The following is a 20,212-nucleotide window of genomic DNA, read 5'->3' as shown; positions in this document are numbered from 1 at the left end:
CGTCCACGCAGGACTCAACCTACGGAGTCCACGACGTGGGATGGCCGGAGGCAGGCCATCTCTTCGTCACGGTTCGGTCATGAGGCGGAGACCTCCATCCGGTAGCCCACCCCGCGAAGGGTGTGGATGGTGAAGCCCGACGCGCTCGTCCAGCCGAGCTTCTTCTTCAGGCTGGAGACGAAGTTGTCCACCGTGCGCGGGTCCACCACCACGTCGCGGCCCCACACCGCGTCCAGGATTTCTCCTCGGGGCAACGCGCGCTCGCGGTGGCGCAGCAGATAGGCGAGCAGGTCGAACTCCGTGCGCGTCAGCTCCACGCCCACGCCGTCCGGCTTCGTCACGGTGCGGCGGCCCAGGTCCAGCGTGTAGCCGCCGAACGTCGACACCTGGGTCGGCGCGACGCCCGCACGGCGCACCAGCGCGCCCACGCGCGCGAGCAGCTCCCTCAACCGGTAGGGCTTGGTGAGGTAGTCCTGCGCCCCCGCGTCGAAGCCCCGGACGATGTCGTCCTCGAGCGAACGCGCGGTGAGCATCATCACCAGGCTCTTGACGCCTTGCGCGCGCAGGCGGCGACAGAAGCTGTAACCGTCCTCGCCCGGGAGCATCACGTCCAGGATGAGCAGGTCGAACTCGCGCTGACGCAAGAGCGGCTCCGCGTCGCGGGTACTCGGGGCCTCGGAGACGTCGTAGCCCTCGTCCAGCAGGTTGTCCCGGAGCCCTACGCGCAGGTGCGCATCATCCTCGACGATGAGGATGGTGGGACGGGTGGAGGAGGGTGGGGTGGAGGTGGTCATCGACGCGGCTCGTGGAAGGTCAGCGCGAACGTGGTCCCCTCGGGCGTGGAGGAGGCCACCTGGATATCGCCATGGTGCAGCTTCATGATTTTCCGGCACAGCGCCAAGCCTAGCCCGCTGCCGTGGACCTCCTGCCCGGGAGGCATCAAACGATAGAAGTCCTGGAAGACGTTCTCCCATTCGGACTCGGGGATGCCCACGCCGTTGTCGCGGAAGAGCATCGTGCAGCCGTGGCCTTCGAACACGCGGGCACTGACGGAGATGCGCACGGGGCTGCGCTGGTTGTAGGCGCACGCGTTGCGGCCCAGGTTGGAGAACAGCAGGCGCAAGAGCGACGGGTCCGCCTCCAGCTCCGCGTCGTCCATGTCGGTGGTCAGCTCCACCGGCACGGAGGTGGCCGACGCCAGGTCGTCCCGCAGCGGGTTGACCAGCTCCTCCAGGCGCACGCGTGAGGCGCGCAGCGTCCAGCGGCCCTTGTCGATGCGGTTGAACGACAGGATGTTCTCCACCAGGAAGTGGAGGCCGTCGGCGGCCTGGACGATGCGGGCCGGGTAGTCGCGCATCTCGGGCGCATGGGTCAGCTTGCGCTCCAGCGTCTCGCCGAGCAGTCGGATGGAGGCCAGCGGCGTGCGCAGCTCGTGCGAGACGGTGGCCACGAAGTCGCTCTTGAGCTCCAGGAAGCGGTACTTGCGCTGCTGCGCCACCAGCGCCAGCGCGACGATGGCCGCCGCCAGCGCGCCGCACACGGCCACCAGCAACGTCTTCAGGCCATAACGCGCCTCGATGTTGGCCTCCACGCGCGCCCACTCGGGCAGCTCCACGAGCAGCATGAGCTCCCGTGCCGGCATCGCCGAGCGTCCCCCCACCAGCCGCATCTGTCCGTCCGACTCGAAGAGCCCGCGCGTGCGCATGTCCTGGGCGATGGGGACCAGCAGCGCCGCGATGTCCACGGAGATGCCGTACAGCACCTCTCCGCGAGGCTCCACGTACCACTGCTCTCCCAGCAGGGTCGGCTCCACCAGCTCCGGGGGCATCACCAGCATGCCGGCGCCTGCCTCGCGCGAGCGCTCCAGGAAGTCGCGCGTGGGCTCTCCCAGCGCGCGGCTCAGCCGGAGGATGCGGGACTGGAGGAAGTCGAAGTCGGCCTGCGAGAAGTGGGAGCGCTCGCGCAGCAAGTCGCGTTGCAGCCCCGCCCCCCGGCTGATGCCGCCGAACTCCTCCGGAAGTCCCTCGCGCAGCAGGGCCCGGATGAGCGGCGTGGTGGCGGGGCCGCGCTGCAGGTGCTCCACCGCGAGCAACAGGAAGGGCAGCTCCTGCTCGACGGGCAGCGTCTGGCGGGTGTGGTGCCGCAGGAACTCCTCCACCAGCGCCGTGGCGCGCGACGTCTGGCCCGCGAGGAGGGCGGCCTCGGCCGCGCGCAGTCGCGTGAGCCGGGGCTCCCAGGTGCCTCCCAGGGCGGCGCCACCCCGGACGTGGTCCGAGAGCATCTCGTAGAGGGCGCGCGCGGGCATGTCCTGGCCCGGCAGGGGGTGGATGAGGCGCGGCAGGAACTGGTGGCCGCGGAACTGGAGGTAGAAGCCCTCGCCCGGAGCCAGCGGGTTGTCCACGGCGGCGTGGATGGCGGCGATCTGCTCCTCGAGCTGGCGGGCCAGGATTTGTCGCAGGGTCTCCGTGGCGGCGTGCGCCAGGGCGTCGCGGCGGGAGCGGACCTGCTCGTGCGCGTCCTCGCGCTCGCGCGTGAAGATGCGTTGAAGGCTCACCAGCCCCCAACCGAGGGCGAGGAGCCCACAACCCAGGGCCACGAGCGTGGGAAGGAGCCTGCGCAACATGCGATTCGCTGATTGTGACTATCGCACAGGAGGGTGCCCCAGGAGACCTTTCGCATCGCCCCCGGGGGCTGACGAGTGTCCCAGGTCAGCGGACGGGCAGCCTCGCGGTCCACGGGAAGACAGCGGGAGAAGGGGGGGACTGGCCGCCAGGGCAAGAGGGTGCCGAGGTTCAGCCGTGGGCCCGGGTGTCCACGCGGGCCTCAACTGAGGGAGGTCCGCCCATGCACTTTCCCCTGTCACGGCTGTCCCCCGCTGGGCCGGTGGTGCTGTGGGGAGGAGAGCTTCCCTCCGGGGGGCTCAAGTACCTGACGTTTTCGCGCTACCTGGAGTCGATGCCCGAGGGAGCCTGCGGGCTGGTGGAGTTGTCGGGTTCCTCGTCCTCGCTCGCGCTGGACGCGCTGGGCAAGGAGCGCGGGCTGCCGGTGCTCGCGCTCACGGATACGGCGGGCGCCGCCTACCTGCGAGGGCAGGGGTTCGGTGGCGAGGTGCGCACCGTGCGGCGGCTCTCCGAGGCCTGGGAGGTGGCCCTGGGCTACGAGCGACAGGGCTGGTGCTGGCCGCGCCAGCTCTCCAATGGCGCGCTCGTGGGCTGCGTGGAGGGCTGGGCCTCGGAGCTGCGCGACTTCGTGCGCGAGGCGTATCCCTCCGTGCGGCTGGTGGTGAGCGGCTTCGGCACGGGCGCCACGGTGGTGGGGCTGCACCGGGCCTTCACGCCGGAGGGCTACGACGTGGTGGGGCTGCAGCCCTCACTGGGCGCCCCGCTGCCGGGCTGGCGGCGGTGGATGGAGCAGAACCTGGGCGAGGCCGACCTCTTCCACCCCCACCGGGAGGAAGTGGTGCTGGAGACGGCCGGGCCCAAGCACTCGGATGGCCTCGCCGCGCTCCTCACGTACGCGCGCGCCGAGGCCCGGCCGGACGAGGTCCTCGTCATCTCCCACAACGCCCGCCCTCCGTTCGGCTGAGGCACGCCTTTCCCCCTCGCGCAACTGCCTCCCGCAAGCACGCCTTCTCCGTATTTTCAGCAAGCAAAGAAGTTTATTCTTGATTTGCTGGCGGGAACGGCGGGTGAGTTAAGGGGGGGCTATTGTGTTGATAACAAAATAATCCTTAACCTCTGGACGCCCTGGCCGAGCAGGCGTCCGACGGCGTGGGGCCCTCAACACCACCCGAAAGAGGTCGTCGTTCATGAAGCGTCTTTGGATGGGCACGGTGAGCGCCGTGCTCGCCGTGCTGATGTGGTCCCCGCAGGCTCATGCGAGGCAGGCCGCGGTTGATGCCTTCCTCCTCACGCCGGCGGATCGCTCCCTGCCTCAGTCCGCCGCGTCGGCGTCCCAGCGCGGACTGCGCATCAACAGCGTGGAAGGTCGTCTCGGCGTACCGACCTTCGTTTTCAGTGAGCGCTCCCTGAGCGCGGGTCCCCAGGCGAAGGCCTCGCGTCCGCTGACGCAGGCCAGCGCGAACACCGCGGCGCGTGAGCACCTGCGGAGCGTGGCGGACCTGTACCGCCTGAACGCCTCCGAGGTGAACAGCGCGGAGCTGCGCCAGGTGCACATGCCCAAGGGGGGCGAGGGCGCGGTGGTCGCGACCTACGGCCGCCGGGTCAATGGCATCGAGGTGTTCCGCAACGAGGTCAAGGTCGTCATGGACGCCAGCCAGCAGCTGGTGGCCATCTCCGGCTACCTGCAGCCGCGTCAGCAGGACGACGAGAGAAACGCCCAGGCGTCGGCCTTCCGCGTCTCGGCGCCGCAGGCCATCTCCCGCGCGTTCCAGGATTTGACGGGCGCGCCACTCGACGCCCGGGCGCTGGTGCCCGCGGGCGCGAAGGGTGACTACAGCCACTACACGGTGGACTCCCGTCAGTTGTCGACGCACGGCTTTGGTGAGGCGCCGCGCTCGAAGAAGGTCCTCTTCCCGATGCCCGACGGCCTGGTGCCGGCGTACTACGTGGAAGTCAACGCGGGCCCGGAGAGCAACCCGGACGCCTCCTACACCGCCTACGTCATCGACGCGCGCGACGGTTCGCTGCTGCTCAAGCACAACCTGACCGTGTCGGAGCAGTTCTCGTACCGCGTGTGGGCGGACCCGGCGAGCAAGCTGCCCTACGACGGTCCCCAGGGCACCGAGGCCACGCCGCACCCCACGGGCACCCCGGATGGTTATCAGGCGCCCCTGAACATCCCGGCCAACCTGGTGACGCTGCAGAACTTCCCGTTCAGCCGCAATGACCCGTGGCTGCCGGCGAACGCGACGGTGACGACGGGTAACAACGTCGATGCGTACGCGGACCTCGGTGGTGGCGACGGCTTCCAGCCGGGCTTCGACCTGCGTGCGCCGCTGAGCGACGTGGCAGGGCGCGGGTTCGACTACACGTTCGATCTGACGAAGTCGCCCGCCGCGAACCAGACGCAGCGTCTGGCCGCCGTGGTGAACCTGTTCTACATCACCAACTTCCTGCACGACTGGTTCTACGACGCGGGCTTCGACGAGGCCTCCGGCAACGCCCAGTTGAGCAACTTCGGGCGGGGTGGCCTGGAGAACGACAGCCTTCGCGTGGAGGCGCAGGACTCCGGCGGCCGTAACAACGCCAACATGGCGACTCCGGCCGACGGCGCCCGTCCTCGCATGCAGCAGTACGTCTTCGACGGCGTGGCGGAACTCACGGTGAGCGAGCCGGCGCCCCTGGCGCGCGGCTACCTCTCGTACACCGCGTCCTTCGGGCCGACGGTCTTCAACCTCGAGGGCTCGTTCGCGCTGCCTCCCACCGGCCCGGACGCGGAAACGACCCTGGACTACCGGCTGGGGTGCGCGGATGGTAACGGCGCCGACCCGTACGGCGGCGAGAAGCCTTTCGCCGGGAAGATCGCGCTCATCGAGCGAGGAGAGTGCTCGTTCGCCTACAAGGTCTTCAACGCGCAGAACGCGGGGGCCGTTGGCGTCATCATCACCAACAGCGCCGCGGGCGCTCTGGGGGCGATGGGCGTGAGTGGCAATACGGCTGTCGACCGCGCCATCACCATCCCGTCGCTGATGGTGGCCAAGGCGGATGGTGACGCATGGCGCACGGCGCTCGCCACGGCTCCCATCCTGAGCCGGATGCGCAGGAATGCCGACCTCGACCGCGATGGCACGCTCGACAACGAGATCGTCGCGCACGAGTGGGGGCACTACATCTCCAACCGCCTCGTCGGTAACGGCTCGGGTCTGACGAACAACCAGGGCGGCTCCATGGGCGAGGGCTGGGGTGACTTCCACGCCATGCTGTTGTCGGTGCGCGCCGAGGACGTGAACCGGACCGGCAACAACCAGTGGCAGGGCACCTACGGCATGGCCGGCTACACCCAGAGCGGTGGTCGCAACCAGGGCTACTACTTCGGCATCCGCCGCGTTCCGTACAGCACGAACATGGCCAAGAACGGCCTGACGCTCCGCCACATGGCGGACGGCACGGCCATTCCGACCACCCACCCGACCAACGGGGGCGGGAACAACGCGGAGGTCCACAACTCGGGCGAGGTCTGGGCCTCGATGCTGTGGGAGTGCTACGCGAGCCTGCTGAACGCCCATCCGTTCCAGGAGGCGCAGGACCGGATGAAGCGTTATCTGGTCGCCGCCTACAAGGCCACGCCGGTCAGCCCCACCTTCCTGGAGGGGCGTGACGCGCTGTTGTCTGTCGCCGCCGCCAGCGATCCCGCCGACTACCAGCGCTTCGTCAGCGCCTTCGCCAAGCGGGGTGCCGGCTTCGGTGCGCGCGTCGCGGACCGCAACAGCGCGGACCACATCGGTGTCGTGGAGAGCTACCAGACGGGCGATGCCCTCGAGGTGGTGAGCATCACCCTGGATGACTCGAGCGTCGGCTGCGACAAGGACGGCGTGCTGGACGCCGGCGAGACGGGCCTGCTCAAGGTGACGGTGCGCAACGCGGGCGCTGGGAACCTGAGCGCGGTGACGGCCACCGCGGCGTTCAACGGCTCGAGCCCGGGCGTCGTGGGCGCCTTCTCGAGCGGCAGCTCGCTCTCGTTTGGCAACATCGCTCGCGGTGCGACGGCGACGGCGAGCGTGGCTGTCGCCCTGACGGCGGCTCCCGCGCAGGCTTCGGGTGCGCTTGCGCTCCTGGGCGTGGACGTGACGTTCCCGCACAACCTGCTGAACGGCACGACCCTTCGTGCGTTCCGCAGCCAGGTCAACTACGACGAGAAGCCCAATACGTCGGACACGGATTACGTCGAGGCGCAGAACACCCCGTGGGTGGCCTCGACGTTCAACTACCGTCCGATGTGGGACAACGGTTACGCCACGACCGGGTTCTGGCACGCCTCCAATGAGGCGACCGCACTGGACAAGCGGCTGACGTCGCCGCTGTTCAATGTCGCGGCGAATGCGAACTTCACCTTGTCCTTCTTCCACCGCTTCAGCTTCGAGTCGGCGTTCGTCAGCGGGGCGTGGGTCCACTTCGATGGTGGCGCCATCGAGCTGTCAGTCGACGAGGGGCCCTGGCAGAACTGGTACCCCTTCATTCCTCCCATCTCCCCCACGAACCCGATGCCCAATGTGGCGGTGATCGATGAGGGGAATGCGTACCTGGGCGGCTTGCGTGGATTCACGCAGTTGAGCGTGGGCTATCCCTCGTTCACCGCGTACACGGCCAACTTCGGGACGCGTTTCGCGGGCCGTCAGGTGCGCGTGCGATTCCGTCATGCGTCCGACGGTGGCGTGGGCGCGTATGGCTGGGATATCGCCAACATCCGCCTCGGGGGCATCACGAACACGACGCCGTTCTACTCGCTCGTCGCGGAGACCTTCACCGGCACGGGCACGGCTCCGACCTGCAACGTGGCGCCGGTGGCCGAGGCGGGCCTGTCCCAGACGGTGACGGAGGTCGTCGTGGGCGCTGGTGGTGTGGTGACCCCCCGGGTCATCACCCTCAATGGCACGGGGAGCGTCGATCCTGATGCCTCCGCGCAGAGCACGCTGACGTACGCGTGGACCCAGATTGGCGGTCCGCCCGTGACGCTCAACGGCGCGAACACGGCCACGCCGACCTTCAGCACGCTGGTTCCGGCGAACACCATCTTCACGTTCCAGCTCGTGGTGAGCGATGGCACGGACTCCAGCCAGCCCAAGGTGGTCCAGGTCCTCGTGGCCAACGTGAACAACCCCCCTGTCGCCGTGGCTCGCGTGAAGGATGGCGGCCCCACGACGGTGGATGAGCGTTCTGGCAGCGTCACGCTCGATGCGTCCGGTTCGACGGATGCGGACGGCGAGGAGCTGAGCTTCTCGTGGACCCAGACCGCGGGTCCGGCGGTGGCGTTGGATGACGAGACCAGCGCCACTCCGACGTTCGCTGTACCGGAGGTGACGGCGGACACCGCCTTCACGTTCAGCCTGATCGCAACGGACGGCATCGCCGATAGCGAGGCGGAGATCACCATCACCGTTCGCCAGCTGGACCGTGCTCCGGTGGCGGACGCCGGTGGGGACCGGCAGGTTGGCTCGGGTTCCACGGTGACGCTGTTGGGCGGCGCAGTGGATGAGGACGGCGAGGACATCACCTTCGCCTGGACCCAGACCGAGGGTCCGACGGTGGAACTCACGGGGGCGGACACCGGCTCCCCGCGCTTCACCGCTCCGGAAGTGACGGGGGCGTCCATCGTCCTGCGCTTCAGCCTCGTGGCGACGGCCAATGGACAGGCCAGCGCGGCGAGCATCGTGACCATCACCGTCACGCGCGACAACCACGCGCCGGTGGTTACCACGATGAGCAGCTACACGGTGCACGAAGGCTCGGGCGTGAAGATGCGCGCCACGGCCGAGGACGCCGATGGCAATGACATCACGTGGCAGTGGACGCAGGTCGCGGGTCCGTCCGTGCAGCTCGAGAAGTCGGATACCGCGGAGGCGTTCTTCGTCGCCCCCGAGGTGTCGGAGACCACGGTGCTGCTCTTCCGCGTCCGGGCGAAGGATGACCTGAGCTCGAGCGAGCCCGCCGAAGTGGCGGTGACGGTGCGGAACCTGGCGGACGAGGGTGGTTGCAGCGCGGCGGGTGGCAGTGCCACCAGTGCGCTGATGCCGGCCCTGGCCATGCTGGCGCTCGCGCTGCGCCGTCGTCGCAGGAGCTAGTGCTTCGTCCGGCCTCGGCATGAGGTCGGAATGGAAAATGTGAGGGGCGGTCCCGGGAGGTTTCCGGGGCCGCCCCTTGTTTTTAAGGGGGCCACCGCGTCATGGCGGAGAGGCCGAAGACACACGGAGGACGTCAATGTTCGTGAAGTCGAATCAGTGGTCGCGGTGGATGGTGGCCGGGGTGTTGCTGGTCGGGCTGGGATGCAGGGGGCCCGGGGACGAGCTGAAGCGCGATGCGTCCGCCCCGCCAACTCCAGACGCGTCGAGTGAGGCGAACGTCTCCTCCGAGCCGCCACGGGTGGAGGAGGATGCTGGGACCCCCGTGTGCCCGCCGCGTCAGTACCAGTGCTGCGATGGGAGCTGCTCGGAGAACAAGCGGTGCCCGGGCATTGCCTGCGACCCGAGGCCAGTGCCGCCCACGTTCAAGGAGTAACGGATGTTTGGCGCGTGCCACTGGGAGTAGCCCAGTTCCGTGGCTCTCCCGCACTTCGTGTGGTTCCCCTCTGGGGAGTAGGCAGACGCGGCAAGCCGCCAGCGGGGCGAATACACCCTGGGAATGGAAACGCTGTACCCACTTCCTGGGTGTCGGGTAGACCGGGTGGCTCACGGTAGCGCGGCGGGTGTTGTCCTCGGGGCTCGCATGGAGGGCACGGGAGCAAGATGTCCCTCCTGCCAGACCCCCAGTACCGCGGTGCATGGCAGCTACGTCCGACGCCCGGCGGACCTGCCCGCCGCAGGACGCGCCGTGCAACTCGATCTGCGTGTGCGGCGCTTCTGCTGCCGAAACCCGGACTGCGCCCGCCGCACGTTCGCGGAGCGGCCGGTGCGCCTCTTGGCCGCTCAGGCTCGGCGGACACGGCGGCTGGCCACCGTGCAGTGCGCCGTTTCAATCACAGCCGGGGCAGAGGCTGGGGCCAGGCTGCTCAAACCCCTGGCCATGCCCACCAGTCCCGATACCCTCCTGCGGCTGATTCGCCGCGCCCCGCTGCCTCCGCCCAGCCCTGCTCGCGTCCTGGGCCTCGACGACTGGGCGCTGCGCAAGGGGCGCACCTACGGCTCCATCATTGTCGACCTGGAAGCGCACTGCGTGCGGGACGTGTTGCCAGACCGCTCGACTCCCACGGTGAGCGCTTGGCTGCACCAGCACCCCGGCGTGGAAGTCATCGCCAGAGACCGGTCGACTGAGTACGCACGAGCAGCGGCACTGGGCGCTCCAGAGGCCCAGCAGGTAGCGGACCGCTGGCACTTGCTGCTGAATGGACGGCAAATGATGGAACGCTGGATGACCAGCGCTCACCCCCGCCTTCGAGCGCTACCAGATGTGTCGAGCGGAGATACTCCTCCTGCACGCCGTCACACCAGCTTCTCGCGAACTCATGCCGAAGCCCAAGCCCGAGAGGAGAGCCGCTCCCGGCGTGTTGCCGCATACGAGGCCGTACGGCGGCGTCGCCTGGCCGGGGAACCCCTGCTGAGAATCAGTCACGCACTGGGACTTGCGCGAGGGACGGTGCGCAAATACGCCGCCGCCGAAGTCTTCCCCGAGCGCGCGGCGCGCGTGCCCAGACCGAGCATCCTCGACCCTTATCTGGAGTACCTGACGTGGCGACAAGTCGCGGGGTGTGAGAACGGCCGCGAACTCTGGCGGGAGATTCGCGCTCAAGGCTTTCGTGGCACCTCGCGGCAGGTCCACCGTTGGCTCCAGGTGCGACGGACCGTTCGGCCTCGCTCAGGAGCGCGCAGCTACCCCGGTGGCAACTGGTGGTTGAAGGGAACGCGCCCTGACGCGCTCTGCTCGCCGAAGCAACTGGCATGGCTGTGCGTGAAGCGGCCCTCGGAGTTGACCTCCGCGGAGACCGCGACGTTGGCGCGCATCGAGCAGGACGAGGAAGCGTCGCGTGTCGTCGCATTGACCCGTCGGTTCTGCGAACTCGTGCGCTCGCGGGGCGTTTCACAAACAGCAAGGCCAACGAGGTCCTGCAGGCCCTTCGAAGCGTGGTTGGGCGAGGCTCGTGCGTGCGGGGTACGCGCGGTGGAAACCTTTGCGGAGGGCCTTGAACAGGACGGCGATGCCGTCCGGGCCGCCCTGACCTCTCCCTGGAGCAACGCCCAGGCCGAGGGCCAAATCACAAAGCTCAAGCTCCTCAAGCGCCAGATGTATGGCCGCGCCAACTTCGACCTACTGCGTCGTCGAGTGCTGCTCACCATCTGAACCTACGGTCCACACGAAGTGCGGGAGAGCCAGTTCCGTAGACATTCGAGATGTGATGGAAGGAGAACGGGATGTCCGCGAACGAGGAGAAGCAGAAGATGAGCGTCACCCGCTTCGGTGGACAGGTTGACTACGCTTCCTGCCTCTGCGCTTCAGCCGTTCGCTCGTACTCGGCGGGACTGACGTAGCCGGGTGAGGAGTGACGGCGCTTCCGGTTGTAGAACACCTCGATGTATTCGAACAGCGCGAGCGTTGCCTCGTCGTGCGTCCGGAATCTGCGCGTGTGGACCAGCTCCATCTTCAAGCTGCTGAAGAAGCTCTCCACCACTGCGTTGTCCCAGCAGTTGCCTTTGCGGCTCATCGAGCAGGTGATGCCGTGCTCAGCCAGTCGCTCTCGGTAGTCCTCGCTGGCGTACTGGCTGCCCCTGTCGGAGTGGTACAGGTCTGGGGCCGCCCGTCCCGCGAGCGCCATGTCGAGTGCGGCGAGGACCAGTTGCCGGTCGATGCGCTCACTCATGCTCCAGCCCACGACGCGGCGGCTGAAGAGGTCAAGCACGACGGCCAGGTAGAGCCAGCCCTCGGAGGTCCACACGTAGGTGATGTCGCCTGCCCAGGTGCGGTTGGGCTCTGGAGGCAGAAAGTCACGGGCCACCACGTTGGGAGCGACCGGATGGGAATGCTGGCTGTCGGTCGTCCGCACGAAGGGGCGTCTTGTGCGTGCCGCCAGGCCCTCTTGCCGCATGATGCGGGCGACGCGCTTTTCAGAAACGCTTCGGCCCCGTGCGCGCAGCTCCGCATGGACGCGAGGGCTGCCGTAGGTGCCGCGGCTCTCCTGATGGATGGCCGCAACCTCCACGCAGAGCTCGCGGTCGCTCCTCTGTCGCTGAGACTCAGGCCGCTTCGCCCAGGCGTAGTAGCCAGAGCGGGAGACGCCCAGTTGGCGACACATGAATGCCACCGACGTGGAGGCCTTCTCCGCGTGGATGAAGCGGAACTTCACTTCATCTCCTTCGCGAAGAAGGCCGCTGCATTTATTAATAGCTCTCGCTCCATCTCGAGCTGGCGCACTCGCTTGCGGAGCTGAGAGAGTTCCGCACGCTCCTCGCTGGTGAGAGCGCCCGGCTTGCCCTGGCCTCTGTCAGTCTTCGCTTGCTCCACCCACTTGCGGAAGGCCGTCTCGGTCAGGTCCAGGTCCTTCGCCACCTCCGCGACGGACTTGCCCTCCACCAGCACCAGCTTCACGGCCCCGGCCTTGAACTCCGGGCTGAAGCTACGTCGCTGCCGCCTCTGCTTCTTCTCGCTCTCCGACATCGAACACCCTTCCATCACATCAGGGGTGTCCACGGAAGCGGGTGACGCTCAGGGGCACGCCCACCCAGCACGTGCCCCGGCGGACGTTCCCGGACCTGGGCGCTGGAGCACAACCCTAACCCCATTCAGGCAGCCTGAGCCCCGAGGGAGAAGGTGGGTGGGGCCAACGTTGAGGTTGTGCTCATCGGCTGGGGCCTGACGGTACAGCCGTCACGACCGCGAGCATCCGCTTCAGGTTCTCCTGAGTGAGGGCATCAGTGGTGTTCATCGCCTCACGTGCCAGCGCGATCATCCGCTTCGCCTCAGGAAGATCCTTTGAGGAAACAGCGGCAGCCCACTTCCAGTACTCGGCCGCTACGAACGTGTAGCGGTTCACGCCCAGCGGATGCTTCAACAAGCTCCGGAGAGCGTTCTGGACGATCCTCCGGTTCCTCTTCCAGTGGGTCGCGCAGAAGAACGCATCTTCCGCGAGCGAGCGCCGGAGAGAGGCATTCGGCACGCGCCCGTTGTACTCCCGCTCCAGGTGCCGGAGACCTTGCCGGTAGCGCACCCAGTTCTTCCCTGCCAATGCGCTGTTCGCCTCTTGGGAAAGGTTGAAGGACCGCCAGTTCGAATCATGGAGGGTTGGATCCTGCGGACCCTCAACTATCCGGGGCATGGCATTCTTCTCCCGTTCCAAGAGTAGACCGCCGCCGGCCAGAAGCCGTTCGATGTGCAGTAATTGAGGCAAGATCCGCATCGAGATTCGCCATCCACGCGGCCACCCATAACCCCGCCGCCTTTTGCTTGGCACCTTGTGTAGTGTTCAGCGCAGCGGTTCTTGTCCTCGCAATCCTTCGCTGCTGCGGCAGCAGCAGCAGCAGCAGTAGCGGCAGCGGCCGCCTCAGCTGCCCCACCTGCTGCTCCCGCACCTCCAGAAGGAAGGACCTCCGGTCCAGCACACCGACCTCCACTACACGTTCCTTGAAGGCCAGTCGGGTCGATGAACGCCATCGGATTGTTGAACGCGTAGGCATAGGCAGGCATCGTGCGTCCTTCCTTGGCCTCGACGATGCTGAAGTTCGGATCCTGAAGGAGCGGCTCCGGCTGGAGGTACCTTCCGAGATTCGGGTCGTAGAATCGGTTCCAGTTTTCGAACAGGTCGGACTCGACGTCGAAGTACTGGCCAGGGTAGCGAAGCGGCGTCCAGGCCGGAGTCGCCCCAGTCTGGAACCGACGGTACTCGTAGGCGGAGATGGTCGCGCCGATGCGCCTTTTCTGCGTGGCGGTGGTGTTGCAGCCACAGACAGGGATGCACTGGATGCCGCTGCAGTCGAAGCCCTCCTCGCAATAGGCAATGCCTGAGTTGTTGAGGTGAACTTTGACTCCATTGGCGCCCGGAGCAAACCAAGGGGTCCACTGGTGGCCATGGTTCTTGCCTCCACCTGAGTCCACGGAGGTCACGGTGACAAGCGGGGTGTTGGTGGTTGCGTCCTGGATATCGATGCTGTCGTCGGTCGTTGACAGCAGTGCATTCGAGTTGCGGCCCTGCACTCCGCCGGAAGGACAGTCATGCTGCTGGTTGAAGAGGCCGAGGTTGTCGAAGAGGACGCGCTGTTGGAGTGAAGTGCCCGAGACGGCGGGCTGCTTCATGACCGAGCCGAAGGCAGCGGTGGTGGTGGTGTAGGGGTGAGGCGTTTCGATGTCGACACTGACGCGGTTGACGTGGCCGGAGGGGGCGTACTCACCTGTGCCGGTGACTCGTCCCTGGGAGTCAATCATGAGGACGGGCTTGCCGAGGTAGTCCGTCACGAGGTGGTAGACGCCGCAGGGAGAGAAATCGCCCAGGCGGGTGCAGTCAGCGGTTCCCTCGTGGAACCAGGAGGCATCGAGCTTGCTGCGGATGAGTGCGATGGGGCGCTCATCGAGCCAGACGTATTCGTCGACAGGGTGACTGGAGGAGGGAAGAGCGGAGGGGTTGCCCTGGTCGAGGAGCATCCTCTTGTCGCGGTCGTAGAAGTACTCGTCGTGGATGCCCGTCGGATAGACCTTGATGCGACGCTTGCTCTCCGCGTCGTAGAAGTACTCGAAGACGAGACTGCGGAGGGTGAGGGACTTGAAGACGGAGTCGGTGGCACCACTGGCGGAGGGGCCGGAGCCGAAGTCCATCCAGAAAGGAGGGTCCCCGGGGATGACAAAGCCGCCGTACTCCTGGCGCCAGTCCTTGCGAAAGACGCGTCCGTCGGCGTCGTACTGGTAGGAGTGGCCGAGGGAGGAGCCGCTCTGAGTGGAGTTGCGGGAGAGGACGCGGTCCGGGAGGGTGGAGCTGTACTGGAAGGCCCAGCCGTTCGCCTCGCTGGACTCGGCGGTGCGGTTGTCGCGGGCATCCAGGCCGAAGGTGCGCGTCGAGAAGGCGCCTCCGGTGGTGGAGAGGGTTCCAGTCGCTCCTGTCAGACGCAGTTGGGCGTCATATCCATAGGTTTCGATGCGCGGCGAGGAGGCGCCGAGGAGGCAGGAGTCGGCGCGCACGAGCTGGTCGGCCTGCCAGGTATAGAGTTGCTTGAAGACAGCGCCATTGCCGGAGCCTGGAGAGAAGTTGGCGCCGGAGGCGAGGGAGGAGACCCAGAGGGCGCGAATACGTCCCGTCGAGTCTCCCGGGAGGGAAGGAAGGGAGGAGGGGCAGGCGGAGGGCGCGGCGGAGGCGTTGTCGCCCAGGGCGTACTCGACGCTGCCCAGGGTGCCTGCGTAGTGGGTGCGGTACCCGCGCAGGCCACCGTAGGGCTCCCATGCCACCTGGGAGACGACAGGAGTGACGGTGGAGGCACCGCCTGGGGCGTAGGTGAGGATGTTGACGCCGGAGACTCTGTCCGCGAGCGCGTCTGCGCCGTAGGCGTAGGTGATGATGCGCCCATAGGGATAGGTAATCTGGGTGAGATTGCCGTTGGCGTTGTAGGCGTAGAGTGTATGGGGATTGGAGTAGGGCGTGGAGGGTGAGCAGGTTGAAGTGCCCACGCGCAGGCGCACCTCTTGGGTGACGCGTCCCCAGGCGTCATAGCTGTACCAAGTGCGTCCGAAGGAGTCGTCCTGGTAGAGGAGCCGGCCGAGGGTGTGAGTCAAAAGGCCGCAGGAGGAGGGCGGTGTCGCGGAGTTGTCGTAGCCCTTGGTATGGAGACCCTCCGCGCCACCCGGGACGAGCGGGGAGAAGTGCGTGGCGGAGAGCATGCGCCCCAGGGTGTCATGAGAATAGCCGAGGTAGTCACGCGCGTGCGCCGCGGCCATGGCGGGCGTCTGCCGCACCAGCAGGTTGCCCATGGCGTCATGGGCGTAACGAGTGGGGCTGCTGACGATGGCGCCTATCGTGGACTCGACGAGGTTGCCGAAGTCATCGAACTGGTAGCGCAAGGCCTTGGAGGAATGAGTGGCGGTGGCGCAGTCGGTGGTGGCGGGCACGCCGACGTCAACGCTGGTGAGGTTGCCGTGGGCGTCGTGCCTGAAGCACGTCCGGTTGGTGGAGGAGGAGGTGGGGTGCTCGTCCAGGCGGAGCAGCCGGTTTGCGCCATCGTATTGTTGGGTGGTGCAGGCCGCGGACGTGGGCAGGCCATTGGCGTCCACGGCGCACCAGGCCGGAGGTGAGTTGAAAGCTCGCCCTTCTCCAGAGGCGTTGTTGGTTGCGTCGTAACCCTTCGTCGCGACGAAGCTACCGGTGCCGGTGCCGGTTTTCGCCCAGGAGGGGCGCCTGTGAGCGTCGGCGGCGTAGGAGAGGATGCGGCGCGTGGCCCCCGAGGCATCGAGGTAGCGCTCCTCGTTGCGGGTGCCGTCGAGCCAGTAGGTGTACGTCACCTTCTCGGACCAGGTGGCGGCCGTCGAAGTGGAGGACTTGGCCTTCCACTGCAGTTTGTTGGTGAGGGTGCCGCCGACGCAGCCGGCCGTCGTGCCCTGGCGATAGCAATACACCTCGTAGTTGCCTTGGGGGTGGAGGACGTACGTCAGTTGGCCTGCGGCATCATGGCCATAGGCGGTGACGACGTCGGGCTGGCCGCTGACGCGGACGGTTTGAGACACCAGGAGGTCACCCAGGTAGGAGGAGAGCGTCGTGACGCCATTGGCGTCGACAGACTCGGTGACCTTACCGCTGGCGTCGTAGGCGTTGTAGGACGTCTCGAGAGGGGAACTGGAAGGGCCGGCGGGGTAGACGGCGAGCTTGCGCAGTTGGTTGCGACGGGGAGAGGTTTCGGTGTCGGGCCAGTAGTAGGTGCGTGTCAGCGGGAAGGGAGTGCCGGAGGGGCAGGCGGTGGCGGCTTCGCTGGAGACGAAGCATGGGCCCTGCTGCTCGAGGGTGCGGCCGAGGCTGTCGGGCGTGGACTCGCCGCTGCGGGTGGTGAGAAAGAAGGTGCCAACCCAGCGCTGCTGGTTGCTCCAGGTGCCGGTGGAGGTGTCGAAGGCGCGCGTCCAGCCGGACTGAATGGTGGCTTCCAGCCTTCCGGTGGAGTCATAGCGGTGGAAGGTGCGAGCCTTCTGGCCGGAAGCGCCCAGGAGGCTGGGCTTCTCGGAGAAGGCGAGAAGCTGCTCTCCGTGAGGGCCATAGGAGTAGCCGAAGGACTCCTCCTCGAGGGAGCCGGTGCCTGTCATGTCCGTGGCGCCACGCTTGAGACCCGTCTTCTCTAGGAGGGACGCTGGCATTCCAGTGCTGCTCGAGGGAGAGGCGTAGGTGTAGACCTCCCAGAAGTTGCGCTTGTTCTTGCGGGCCTTCTCGTAGGCGGGTAGGCCGCTGGCCGCGCAAGCCCACTCGTAACGGTCGGTGCCCGGGCTGCAGGCGCCGGCAACGCTGCAGGCGTCGGAGGTCTGGTAGAGGCGCGGAGACGTCGTCTGGTCTGCGTTGGAAAGCGTTTCGTGGGTGCGCACGAAGCCGGAGGCGCCCGTCAACCCATCACCCCGTCCCGCGTAGGCGTCCGTGGCGGTGCGAGCCTGGGGCTGCACGCCGCAGCAGTTGCTCCCGGGCTGGCAGGTGGACGACGTCAAGGCTCCCAATGTCAGGGACTCGCCGGGGGAAGTGGCCGTGGCGACGGAAGTGGTGCCGGAGGTGTAGTCATGGCGGGTGAGGGCGACGCCGCCCACGCCCACCGAGACGGTGAGGGCGGAGCTGGAGTATCCGTACATCAACGACTTGGTAGCGAAGGCGGCCCGGGCCAGCAGTCCTGGCATCTCGTTGCTGGTGGAGTTCTCCAGATAGTAATAGATGACAGCGGGCGTGGACTCCCCCCGTCGCTTCAGGCTACGGATGACGCACTCGCTTCCGGGAGCCGAGCTGAGTTGGGTGTACTGGAAGTCCAATCCACCAGAGGGCGTTTGGACGGAGGCGAGGTAGGGCACGCCGGCGGCGCTGCCAGTGCCTCCTGCCGGACAGGAGAGGTCTGGGGGGGCTGCATAGGTGAGGACGGCTTCTTGCGCGCCGTTCTGGGCGATGAGCTTGCTCAGGAAGTAGCGCTCGCGGGTGCTGCCCGCTTCGACGTGCTTTGCCTCGAAGTAGCGCTTGCGCCCCTCGGAGTCCGTGAGGATGAAGCCCGAGGAAGTCCGCTGGAGGCGCTCCTTCTTGCTGAGGGAGCCGCCTGAAGGCGTCGCGGTGCAAGGAATGCCGGTGCAGGGCGTGAAGCGCGTCACCGCGCCCGTCTCCTTGACGACGGCCCAGCGCGAGGAGGAGACGTAGACGAAGCTGTAGTAGTCGTGCCACCAGTTGAGGGTGGAGGCGTTGGAAGGACTGCTGCCGAAGGGCTTGGGGAGGGAGTGGACCAGTCCCTCGTTGAGCCACGTCAGCGGCGAGGACGTGTAGCGGCGGGTGAATGTGGTGGGTGCCAGGCTTCCGCCGAGGGTCAGGTCCGTCTCGACGAGAATGCTTTCACCCGTGACGGCGTGCACCGGGTCTCCAATGACGGGAAGCGTCTCGCCGTTGGGGCCGCAGCTGCAGTTCTTGCCGTCCTCGCAGTCCGGGGGCGGGTTGAAGCAGGCGTCGTCGCAGCCGGACTCCGAGGGGGGGAGATCGCTGCACTCGAATGGCGGGAAGAGGCCACGGCTCCAGCATACGGCTGACCACGACTGGGTCTCAGGGTGGTACACGCCATCAATGGGATTGATGAGGTCCGCGTTTCCGGATCCTGGTTTGCCATCGCAATGGCAGCGGGCATATGCCGTGCTGCCCAGACAGAATCTCGCGCCGAATCCACTGCCATTGCACGTGGCCGCTGCACGGCTGGGACTGGGCAGCAAGAGAGCGGCAAGGAAGAGCAGAAGAAGGCCGATGCGGAATGGCAGGGGCATGGTGCGAAGTCCAATGGGCAGAGCGGGAAGCGGCTCTTTCGAGAAGCGGAGATTCAAGGGTCTGGCGCGACGTTGGAAGAGGCGGCCAGAAGTGGAGAAACGGCAAGGCGGTGCGCCCGAGGGCGTGGATTACTCGCGCTCAGGGACGCAGACCCGCTCGTGTCCTGAAGGGATGATGGACTGACATCGCCATTGGGCCGGACAGTCCGAAGACTGCTGGCAGGTGCTGCTGCAGACGTAGCCGTGTTGCGGTGGCGCACTGTTCTGGATGGCCACCTTCAGACACAGTCCGGAAGTGCAGTCCGAGTGAGAGCCACTGGCGCAGTCCTCCCCCACGGCCTTGCTGCCATTGCCTGGCTTTGCGGTGCGATGTTCCGTCAGGACTCGCGGCGCGGCTGGCGACTGGGGTTCACTGACAGGCATGTCGTCCGTGCAGGCTGTGAAGCCAATCAGAGCAGACAATCCCACCATTCGACACAAATTGCCGCCCACGCGCATGCCCTCTCCCGGATTGTTGGAACAGTAGGGCGCTTAGACTCGAAACGTACGATTTCTGTCAACTGTTTCCAGGGGGCGTAGCGTCAGAGTTAGTTGTGAGCTTCGTGGACGCATATCTTGCGCGGGCGGGGAGCGACTGCCAGTGGAATGCTGCCGCACCGTCACCTCGATATAGATTTTGTTCTGGCTACCGTTGTGTATCCGTCCGACGGACGACGTGCTGCGGGGCGTTGCCGGGATGAGCGTGGCAGGTCATCCCTCGATGGATGCGGAAGAGAGCTGAGAAGCCGGAGTGGGTGCGCGTCGCAGAGGAGTTCGAAGCAAGCGGGCTGACGCAGCGGGAGTTTGCCGGACGCCGGGGGTTGCGGCTGAGCACCGGGGCAATCGTGGGTCTACCGCCGGCGGCGTCAGGTGCGCCCCAAGGCCGAGCCGGCCGTTCGCATGCTCCCGGTGCAGGTGAGCAGCGAGCCAGCGTTCGAGGCGGCGATGCTGGAAGTCATTGGCGCCGCTGGAGCGCGCGTGCGTTTCGCCCCCGGCACGGACGTGGACTATGTGGACCGACTTCCGGTGTCACGCCGGCCGCTGCCCCAGCCTCCTCACTCGAAATGCCTCGGGCGATGGCCGCCCAGAAGCGCTGTCGATGCTTACGCCGGCCCACCGATAGACGGCCGGACGACGACATCCGTGCGCGCCCGGCCCGCTCCGCACGTCGACGTCCTCTTGCACCCATCGCGACATCTCCTTCTTGGAGTGTTGCGACGACCGATTGAATTCGCCACATACGCCAGTGAGGACTACCAGCACGCTCTGGCGAGGCACGGCATCGTCTGTAGCATGAGCCGCCGCGGCAACTGCTACGACAACGCGGCCATGGAGAGCTGGTTCAGCACGCTGAAGAACGAGCTGGGAGAAGTCTTCGAGAGCGCCAACGACGCGAAGATGAAGCTGTTCGACTACATCGAGGTCTTCTAAAATCAGCAGCGCTTGTACTCGGCAATCGGCTACGCCGCGCCGGCCGAGTTCGAAAGAGCAGCGGCGTAGTCAACCTGTCCATCGAACCGGATCGCGCCCATTCCCGATGCATCACCTTGGGAAGGGACCTCTGGCGTATCGAAGATGCCTATCAGTAGGTTCCACAGCGTGCGGGCTGCGCGGACAGGAGG

Annotated in this window: 10 protein-coding genes; 5 read left to right on the top strand and 5 right to left on the bottom strand. The window is 66.8% G+C overall.

Annotated elements, in window-relative coordinates; genetic code table 11:
- Nucleotides 1-77: 77 nt before the first annotated feature.
- Both HUA75_RS19230 and HUA75_RS19225 read right to left on the bottom strand, forming a co-directional pair.
- Entirely contained in the window at nt 78-794 is a 717-nt protein-coding gene (locus tag HUA75_RS19230) for a response regulator transcription factor (RefSeq protein ID WP_141647747.1), read from the bottom strand.
- Nucleotides 791-2,623: a HAMP domain-containing sensor histidine kinase gene (locus HUA75_RS19225; RefSeq protein WP_141647746.1), complete on the bottom strand. Its 1,833-nt coding sequence runs from the start codon at nt 2,621-2,623 to the stop codon at nt 791-793. The genes HUA75_RS19230 and HUA75_RS19225 overlap by 4 nt, the downstream gene beginning before the upstream one ends.
- A 221-nt stretch (nt 2,624-2,844) precedes the next feature.
- Here HUA75_RS19225 and HUA75_RS19220 point away from each other — a divergent pair, with 221 nt between their 5' ends.
- From HUA75_RS19220 to HUA75_RS19205, 4 genes are all read left to right on the top strand, one after another.
- Nucleotides 2,845-3,585, top strand: coding sequence for a hypothetical protein (locus HUA75_RS19220; RefSeq protein WP_141647745.1), 741 nt, complete (start codon nt 2,845-2,847; stop codon nt 3,583-3,585).
- Between the two features lie 223 nt (nt 3,586-3,808).
- Nucleotides 3,809-8,740: a myxosortase-dependent M36 family metallopeptidase gene (locus HUA75_RS19215; RefSeq protein WP_174487236.1), complete on the top strand. Its 4,932-nt coding sequence runs from the start codon at nt 3,809-3,811 to the stop codon at nt 8,738-8,740.
- A 136-nt stretch (nt 8,741-8,876) separates the two neighbouring features.
- Nucleotides 8,877-9,173, top strand: a complete 297-nt coding sequence (locus HUA75_RS19210) for a hypothetical protein (protein WP_174487235.1) — start codon at nt 8,877-8,879, stop codon at nt 9,171-9,173.
- Nucleotides 9,174-9,296: 123 nt separating this feature from the next.
- Nucleotides 9,297-10,949: an ISL3 family transposase gene (locus HUA75_RS19205; protein ID WP_174487234.1), complete on the top strand. Its 1,653-nt coding sequence runs from the start codon at nt 9,297-9,299 to the stop codon at nt 10,947-10,949.
- Between the two features lie 130 nt (nt 10,950-11,079).
- On the opposite strand, the gene HUA75_RS19200 is transcribed toward HUA75_RS19205, so the two are convergent.
- The 3 genes from HUA75_RS19200 to HUA75_RS19190 all read right to left on the bottom strand — a co-directional run bounded on the left by HUA75_RS19200 (nt 11,080) and on the right by HUA75_RS19190 (nt 18,152).
- Nucleotides 11,080-12,260, bottom strand: a protein-coding gene (locus tag HUA75_RS19200) for an IS3 family transposase (RefSeq protein ID WP_371746144.1) whose coding sequence is annotated in 2 segments (ribosomal slippage) — nt 11,080-11,969 and nt 11,969-12,260 — 1,182 coding nt in all. Because the reading frame shifts where the segments join, the coding sequence is not laid out codon by codon here.
- Between the two features lie 181 nt (nt 12,261-12,441).
- The gene (locus tag HUA75_RS19195) at nt 12,442-12,918 is read right to left on the bottom strand and encodes a hypothetical protein (RefSeq protein WP_174487232.1); all 477 of its coding nucleotides are present in this window, start codon (nt 12,916-12,918) and stop codon (nt 12,442-12,444) included.
- Complete coding sequence (locus HUA75_RS19190; protein ID WP_174487231.1) at nt 12,906-18,152, bottom strand: RHS repeat-associated core domain-containing protein; 5,247 nt, start codon at nt 18,150-18,152, stop codon at nt 12,906-12,908. The genes HUA75_RS19195 and HUA75_RS19190 overlap by 13 nt, the downstream gene beginning before the upstream one ends.
- Nucleotides 18,153-19,883: 1,731 nt before the next feature.
- Here HUA75_RS19190 and HUA75_RS19185 point away from each other — a divergent pair.
- Nucleotides 19,884-20,021, top strand: coding sequence for a hypothetical protein (locus tag HUA75_RS19185; protein WP_174487230.1), 138 nt, complete (start codon nt 19,884-19,886; stop codon nt 20,019-20,021).
- The last annotated feature ends 191 nt before the right edge of the window (nt 20,022-20,212 follow it).

Origin of the sequence: Myxococcus sp. CA040A (assembly GCF_013336725.1) — a bacterium.
GTDB classification, from domain to species: domain Bacteria; phylum Myxococcota; class Myxococcia; order Myxococcales; family Myxococcaceae; genus Myxococcus; species Myxococcus llanfairpwllgwyngyllgogerychwyrndrobwllllantysiliogogogochensis.
The sequence above is the reverse complement of the archived record's forward strand: the minus strand, read 5'-3'. Positions and strand labels throughout refer to the sequence as shown.

Coding starts and splice junctions, on each gene's coding strand:
- HUA75_RS19185 (WP_174487230.1), top strand. CDS start 19,884: ATGAGCCGCCGCGGCAACTGCTACGACAACGCGGCCATGGAGAGCTGG.
- HUA75_RS19225 (WP_141647746.1), bottom strand. CDS start 2,623: ATGTTGCGCAGGCTCCTTCCCACGCTCGTGGCCCTGGGTTGTGGGCTC.
- HUA75_RS19210 (WP_174487235.1), top strand. CDS start 8,877: ATGTTCGTGAAGTCGAATCAGTGGTCGCGGTGGATGGTGGCCGGGGTG.
- HUA75_RS19220 (WP_141647745.1), top strand. CDS start 2,845: ATGCACTTTCCCCTGTCACGGCTGTCCCCCGCTGGGCCGGTGGTGCTG.
- HUA75_RS19230 (WP_141647747.1), bottom strand. CDS start 794: ATGACCACCTCCACCCCACCCTCCTCCACCCGTCCCACCATCCTCATC.
- HUA75_RS19195 (WP_174487232.1), bottom strand. CDS start 12,918: ATGCCCCGGATAGTTGAGGGTCCGCAGGATCCAACCCTCCATGATTCG.
- HUA75_RS19205 (WP_174487234.1), top strand. CDS start 9,297: ATGGAAACGCTGTACCCACTTCCTGGGTGTCGGGTAGACCGGGTGGCT.
- HUA75_RS19215 (WP_174487236.1), top strand. CDS start 3,809: ATGAAGCGTCTTTGGATGGGCACGGTGAGCGCCGTGCTCGCCGTGCTG.